Genomic DNA, 5092 nt, shown 5'->3' with positions numbered 1-5092 from the left:
GTGGTCAGGAAACCACGCCACAGCGGAGGAGGCCGCGCCACGGCGGGAGGAGGACGTGATGCGTATGAAGGGTGTGGACGTGCGAAGTGTGTGAAGGGATTGTAGACCACGCCACAGCGGAGCCGCGGCGGTTGGGGAGGATCTGGCAATGCGCGCGATGAGTTGTCTTTTCCTGGGCTGTATGTTGTGGGCGGCTGGCATGGAATCGGCGGCGGGGGATTTGAAACTCGACGTCCGCAAGCGGCTGTTTCTCGACGACGCGGTCGTGTTGTCGATGGAGAACGTGACCCGGACCATTCATCCGGCGGCGAAGTTCGCGGGGAATCCCGTTCTGAAGGCGACGGAGCCGTGGGAAGGGGCGATGGCGCTGGTGTACGGGTCTGTGCTGCGCGAGGACGACGGCACGTTCCGCATATGGTACCTGTGCTCGAAGGGCGTCGCGTACGCGGAATCCAGCGACGGCATCACGTGGCGGAAACCGGCGCTGGACGTCGTTCAACACGAAGGCCGGCCGACGAACGTGGTGATCGACAGGGATGCCGCGGAAGGCGCGCCCGGCTACCTTCCCTACTTTTATGAAATGTTCGGGGTGTTCAAGGATGGGCGCGAACAGGATCCCGGGCGGCGCTACAAGATGGGTTTTCTGAGCATCCAGCGCGATTACGACGGGCCCCGGCGGGACCCGTTCCACGGGAATCAGCGCCGGGGTCTGGGGGTGGCGGCAAGTCCCGACGGGATTCATTGGACGTTGGTTGACAACTGGGCCACGGAAGCCATTTGCGACGGGGCCACGCACTGGATGTACGACCCGGCGGGCGAGCGGCACGTCCTGTATGGCCGGACGAAACATGTGGCCGACGAAGTCAAGTCGGCTTGGAGCGGTGATGCGTGGTTTGACAAGAACTTCTGGGGACGCGCGGTGGCGCGCGCCGAATCGCCCGATTTTTTGCAGTGGGATTTGAAAGACCCGGCGACCGCGCCAGTGGTGATGGAGGCGGACGTGAACGACCCCGTCGCGACCGAAATCTACGGCATGAACGTTTTCCCCTACGGCGCGCAATATGTCGCTCTGGTGCAGCGGTTTCAGAGCCGTCCCGAGGACGTGTTCCTCGACCTGCAGCTTGGCGTGAGCCAGGACACGGTGCATTTCGAGCGGGTAGGTGACCGCACGCCGTTCATCCCCTGCGGTGAAGTGGGAAGCTGGGACCGGTTCAATAACTCCGCCGCGAACAATCCTCCCATCGAAGTGGGCGATGAGTTGCGGTTTTATTATGGCGGGCGCACCTACCGGCACAGTCCGTACGAGGGCGCCGACAAGGGCGTTTCCGGCGGGGCGGTCGGGTTCGCGAGCATTCTCCGCGACCGGTTTGTGTCGCTGGGGGCCTCGTTTGATGGCGGGACCGTCGTGACCAGGCCCGTGACCATCGCGGGCAGCAAGCTTCATGTGAACGCCGACGCGGATTTCGGCGCCGTCACAGTGGAAGTGCTCAACCAGGACGGCGGGGTGATGGCAAAATCGGCGCCTGTCAAGGAGGACGGTCTGGATATCGCCGTGGCCTGGGAAGAAGGCGGTCTGGATGGCGTCGAAGGGCCGGTGTCGCTCCGGTTCCGGGTGGAGAACGCTCTTCTCTATGCGTTCTGGTGCGAGTAGGTGAAGGAGACAACGATGCGGTCGCGATTGACTGTGATAGTCGTGTTCTTGCTGGCAGGAACGGCGGGGGCGGAGCTGACGGCGGAGGTGAAGGACCACTTGGGGTCGCCGACGCTGTTTGTGAATGGCGCGCCGCGGTCCCCGTTGATGTTTTTCGGGTGGGACCAGGGTCCTGGGGCGACGGTCGTGCGGTTGGGGACGGAATGGGCCGAGTACGACGTCACGTTCACGGCGCCGGAAGATAACTCGGGCAATTGCGGGGTGCATCTGCGTTTCGGAAACGCGCCGGGGACCGTGTGGATTGACGATGCGCGGTTCTACGAAGGCGAGTACCGTCCGGACTCGGTCGAGGACCGGCTTCAGTGCGGGGGCTGGGAATGTGACCGTGCGGCGGCGGACCGTGCGTGGCATCTATTCGTGAAGACCGAGGAGGGGGCGGAGGCGTCGTGGGCGTTCGACAACGAGGTCACACACGGCGGAGAACAGAGTTGCCGGTTGACTGTGGTGAAACCGGGCTCGAGCACCATGCACGCGCACTTCTTCCAGACCGGCTTGTCGGTCGAGAGAGGCAAGACCTACACGTTTTCGGTGTGGATGAAGGCCGACGGCACGAGGACCGGCGACATGATGGCCCTGCACCACGGCGAGCCGTGGACCATCTACTCGGGGGCGTATGATTCATGGCTGCACAAGCAGGTGCGGATGGCCGCGGCGGCGGGGGTGCACATTCACTCGTTCAGCATTGGGATGCCGTGGCCGAAACCCGGCGAGGCGGCGGATTTTTCGGCGGTGGACGTGGTGCTGGAGCGGGTGCTCGACGCTGATCCCGGTGCTTTGATGCTGCCCCGGTTTGGCTGTGACCCTCCGGGCTGGTGGTACGAGGGACATCCCGACGAGGCGCTTCAATTCAACGACGGGAGCCGGCAACCGGTGTGCGTGGCATCCGAGGTGTGGCGCGAGGAGATGCTGCGGCATGTGCGGGCTCTGGTCGAACATTGCGAGGCGCGTTACGGGGACCACATGCTCGGGTACCATCCCTGCGCGCAACACACGGGCGAATGGTTCTATCCCAAGACATGGGATGGGCTGCACTGCGGGTTCAGTCCGGCCATGCAACGCGGATTTGCGGGGTGGTTGCGCAAGAAGTACGCGACGGAAGAAGCTTTGCGCGGGGCGTGGGCCGATTCAGCCGTAACCTTCGAGGGCGTGGGAGTCCCGTCGGTCGAGGAGCGCGTCACGTCGTCGTCGGGCCTGTTCCGCGATCCCGCGCGCGAACAGAAGACCATCGATTTCTACGAGTACCTGCAGGTGGCCATGGTCGAGCCGCTCGAGTTGATTGCCGCGGCAGTCAAGGATGCCTGTGCCCGGAAGAAGCTCGTGGTGTTTTTCTACGGGTATTACTTCGAGATCAGCGGATTGCCGTTCGGGCCCCAGTCAAGCGGCCACTTGGCGCTGGCGCGGCTGCTCGAGTGCCCGGACGTGGACATCGTCTGTTCGCCCATCTCGTACGGCGACCGCGGCCTCGGCGGGATCGGCGCGTTCATGGTTCCGGTGGACTCGGTGCGCGAGCACGGCAAGCTCTGGTTGAACGAGGACGACACGCGCACGTTTCTGACGCCCGAGGACTCGGGGTACGGGCGCGTGTCGACGCTGGAACATACGCAGTGGGTGCATCAGCGCAACTTCAGCCAATTGCTGCCGCGCAGGCTGGCTTGCTGGTACATGGACCTCGGCGGCGAGGGCTGGCTTGCCGACGAGCGCATCTGGGGGAACATCGGACAATTGCGGGCCATCTACGACGCGAACATCGGCCGTCCGGCGCGGTGGTCGCCGGAAGTCGCGGTGATTGTGGACGAAGCCAGCCCGTTGTACCTCGCCAGCAACGCAGAGGTGATGCGGTCCCTGGCCAGCCAGTTCCGGTCTCAGCTCTATCGCATGGGAGTCCCGTTCCGGCAGTACCTGCTCAGGGATTTGACGGCGGGCCGCGTGCCCGGGCACAAGGCTTACCTGTTCATCGGGTGTTTCCGGCTGACTGAGGCTCAGCGCGAGGCGGCCGGGCGCGCGACCGCAGGCAGAACCGCCGTGTGGTTCTATGGAAGCGGATTCATCAGTGACCGGCCCGAGACTCAGAATCTAGGGAGGCTTCTCGGGATGCCCGTGCGCGAAGTGGAGGGCGGCGTGGCCGCGCTGATCGCGCCAGAAACAGGTTCGCCGCTTTGTGCCGGGCTGCCGGAAACGCCGTTTGGCGTGTCAACCGCTCTTCAACCGTTGTGGCGGATCGAGGAATCGTCCGGGGTCGAGGTGCTCGGCCGGTTCGGGGACGGTGGTCCCGGAGCGGCCGCTCTGCGCCGGGACGGGGGCTTCTCTGTCTATATCGGCACGCTGAACGCGCCAGCCAAACTGCTGCGAAACATCCTTGCGGCGTCGGGTGTGCATGTATATCTGGACTCCGACGACGTGCTGACGACTGACGGCGAGTTTCTGAGCGTGACGGCTACTACTGGCGGCATGAAGACGGTTCGGTTGCCCGGGACGTTTGCGGTACGGCGAACCCTGCCCGATGAGGCTGAACTGGGGCGCGTGGCGGGGTTTGCGGAAGAGTTCGCGGAAGGGGAGACCCGGTTTTACACGGTCGAGGCCGATTGAACGCCGGGTGGAAGGGATGTCCGCGGCGGATCGGCGCGGTGCGGCGACATTTACACGATGCGCGCGAATCGCTACACTCGTGGCGGTGAACCTTCGTGAATGGCGAGCAAGATTGGTCCCGGGACATGAGCAATCAGGAACAGTCAGGCCAACTCCATTTCGCGGCGCTGATGGCGCATCAATTGCGGTCACCGTTGGATGCGGCGTTGTCGCAGATGGAGATTCTTCTCGAGGGGTACGCGGGGAAACTGACGGCGGAGCAGCGGGACCTGCTCGAGCGGGTGCGGCAGCGGTGCCGCGAGGCCATGGACGCGGGGAACCGTGTGCTGGCCATTGCGCGCGCGGCGGAATCGACGGAGCCGCCGTCGTCGGTGGCGGATCTTGCCCGGGCGGTGCGAAACGCGGAACGGCAGTACGCGGGCGCGGCCATCCGGCGGAAGATACAGGTCAGGTGCGATACGCCCGTCGAACCGGTGTGGGTGCGCGCGAGCGAAGATGAGCTGTCGGAAGTATGCCACGCGTTGCTCAACAACGCGTTCAAGTACACGCCCGATCACGGCCACGTGCGTCTCAGCGTCGCCCCGGGTGAGGATACCAAACGTGTGCGGTTTACCGTCGAGGATTCTGGCATCGGAATCCCGGAGTCGGAGCGCGAGGCGGTATTTCGGCCCTTCGTGCGCACGCAAAACGTTTCGGGCTCTTCGACCCCGGGCGTAGGTTTGGGGTTGCCCTTTGTGCACGCGATGATTGGCCGTGCCGGGGGCCGCGTGTGGGCGGAGCGGTCTGATTTGGGCG

At 64.6% G+C, this 5092-nt stretch carries 3 protein-coding genes; all 3 read left to right on the top strand.

Going from position 1 to position 5092, the window contains the following annotated elements:
* Positions 1 to 148: 148 nt before the first annotated feature.
* Positions 149 to 1651 carry a hypothetical protein gene (locus PLJ71_13470; protein ID HQM49692.1) on the top strand — a complete coding sequence of 501 codons (1503 nt, stop codon included), beginning with the start codon at positions 149 to 151 and terminating at the stop codon, positions 1649 to 1651.
* Positions 1652 to 1666: 15 nt separating this feature from the next.
* Complete coding sequence (locus PLJ71_13465; protein HQM49691.1) at positions 1667 to 4297, top strand: beta-galactosidase; 2631 nt, start codon at positions 1667 to 1669, stop codon at positions 4295 to 4297.
* Between the two features lie 125 nt (positions 4298 to 4422).
* On the top strand, positions 4423 to 5092 hold a 670-nt coding region (locus PLJ71_13460; GenBank protein ID HQM49690.1), incomplete at its 3' end, for a HAMP domain-containing sensor histidine kinase.

The sequence above is a fragment of the Candidatus Hydrogenedentota bacterium genome (assembly GCA_035416745.1).
Lineage (GTDB): Bacteria > Hydrogenedentota > Hydrogenedentia > Hydrogenedentales > SLHB01 > UBA2224.
Note: the sequence above shows the minus strand (reverse complement) of the source record. Positions and strands in the feature narration are given on the sequence as shown.